General features: G+C 45.0%; 1 protein-coding gene. It reads right to left on the reverse strand.

The window, feature by feature from the left end:
- The coding region (locus Q0212_RS11460; RefSeq protein ID WP_297925585.1) for an autotransporter-associated beta strand repeat-containing protein at positions 1-2200 on the reverse strand (2200 nt) is incomplete at both ends.

Here is a 2200-nt window from a genome sequence, read left to right on the forward strand (position 1 = left end):
AGGTGGTATCTTTGGCAAAGCTGGCTGCGCCTAAACCTAAAGCGGTATTAGCATCCACAGCAACTGTACCTGCATCAACCTGTGTGCCGCCACTATAGGTGTTAGCTTGCGTGAGGCTCAATTGGCCTGTGCCATCTTTTACGAGGCTACCGACTCCACTCACTACGCCATTCAATTCACTGTCAAAATTACCGCTATGTACTTGTACCTTGCCATCTACTTGCACAGCATTGGCTACCGATAGTCCTTGACTAAAGCTTAATTCGGTATCTGTAGCAAACGTGGCTGCGCCTGTTCCTAAGGCTGCATTGGCACCTAAGACAATTTCACCTGCTTTAATAGCCGTGCCGCCTGTGTAGCTGTTAGCTTGAGTGAGTTCTAAAGTACCCGCCCCTGTTTTAACTAATTGGCCTGAACCATTAACGGTTTTGTCTAAGCTACTGTTGCTGCCTGTAGCGGTGTCAACCGTGGCAATACCTGTTACATCTAATGTACGATTAAGCGCAACAGTATCTGTTAAAGCTAAGGTGGCATCACTAATCGTAACTTTTGTGCCTGTACCTAATTTATCATTAGCATCAATGGCTAAGGTACCACCCGTAATTTGGGTGTCGCCTGTGTAACTATTAGCACTATTGAGGGTTAAGGTACCTGCACCTGTTTTAACTAAGGCCGCTGAACCACTCACTTCTTTGACTAAGCTGCTGCTACCTGTGGTGGTATTAACTGTCGCTGTGGTACCTGCTAAGGCTATGGTGCGATCAACAGCAACACTACCATTTAACGATAAGGTGGCATTGTTAATCGCAACACCTGTGCCTGCTTTACCTAAGTTGCCATCTTGGCTAATGACTAAGGTACCTGCGTTAATATCGGTGCTACCTGCATACGTATTAACACCCGATAACGTTAAGCTACCTTCACCTTCTTTAACTAACTTTGCTGAACCACTAATTACGTCACTGAGGCTACTGCTAGTATTTTTCGCAGTATCAATTATGGCTGTGCTGCCCGTTAAATCTAATTTACGAGCAGCCGCTACATTACCCGTTAAAGCTAAGGTAGCTGCATCATCAATAACAACGTCAACACCAAACTTACCTGCTTTACCGCCTAAGCTGGCATCGTTGCTAATGGCTAAGGTGCCTTTAGCAATCTGGGTGCCACCTGCATAACTATTCGCTGTATTTAAGGTTAAGGTGCCATCACCTGTTTTAATTAACTTGGCAGTACCGCTCACTGCATCATCTAAGCTGCTGCTTGTATCTTGGGCGGTGTTAAGCGTGGCTGTGGTGCCTGCTAAAGTCACTTTACGTTCAATAGCAATATCACCATTTAATAATAAAGTAGCATTACTGACAGTCACACCTGTTTCCGCTTTACCTAAGTTGGCATTTTGACTAATGGCTAAGGTGCCGTCACTAACGACGGTACCACCTTCGTAGATGTTGGTGCCTTTTAAGGTTAATGTGCCTGCGCCATCTTTTACTAGGCTACCAACTCCACTCACTACACCGTCTAAGTTGCTATCAAATTGACCACTATGAACTTTAATAGCACCATCTACTTGTACAGCATTGGCAACCGATACACCTTGAGTAACACCTAAACTTAATTCGGTATTTTGCGCAAAGGTGGCTTTACCTGTTCCTAAGGCTGCATTCGCATCTAACGCTACTTTACCTGCTGCAACCTGTGTGCCACCACTGTAGGTGTTGTCTTGGGTTAGGCTTAATTGGCCTGTGCCATCTTTAACAAGACTACCTGCACCACTGATAATACCTGTGAGGCTGCTGTCAAATTTGCCACTATGAACGTCAACTTCACCATCAACCTCAATGGCATTGGCAACCGACAATCCTTTAGTAACACCTAAACTTAATTCGGTGTCTTTAGCAAACGTAGCTGACCCTGCGCCTAAAGCCGTATTAGCATCTAACGCTACTTTACCTGCGGCAACCTGTGTGCCACCACTATAGCTGTTAGCACCTGTAAGACTTAATAAGCCTGTGCCTTCTTTTACAAGACTACCTGTACCACTGATAACACCTGTGAGGCTGCTGTCAAAGTTATTGCTTTGGGTAATCACACCTTCCATTTTGATCGCATTGGCTACTGAGACACCATTCTTAATACCTAAACTTAAGGTGGTATCTTTGGCAAAGCTGGCTGCGCCTAAACCTAAAGCGGTATTAGCATC

Origin of the sequence: uncultured Agitococcus sp. (genome assembly GCF_937920075.1) — a bacterium.
Classification (GTDB): domain Bacteria; phylum Pseudomonadota; class Gammaproteobacteria; order Pseudomonadales; family Moraxellaceae; genus Agitococcus.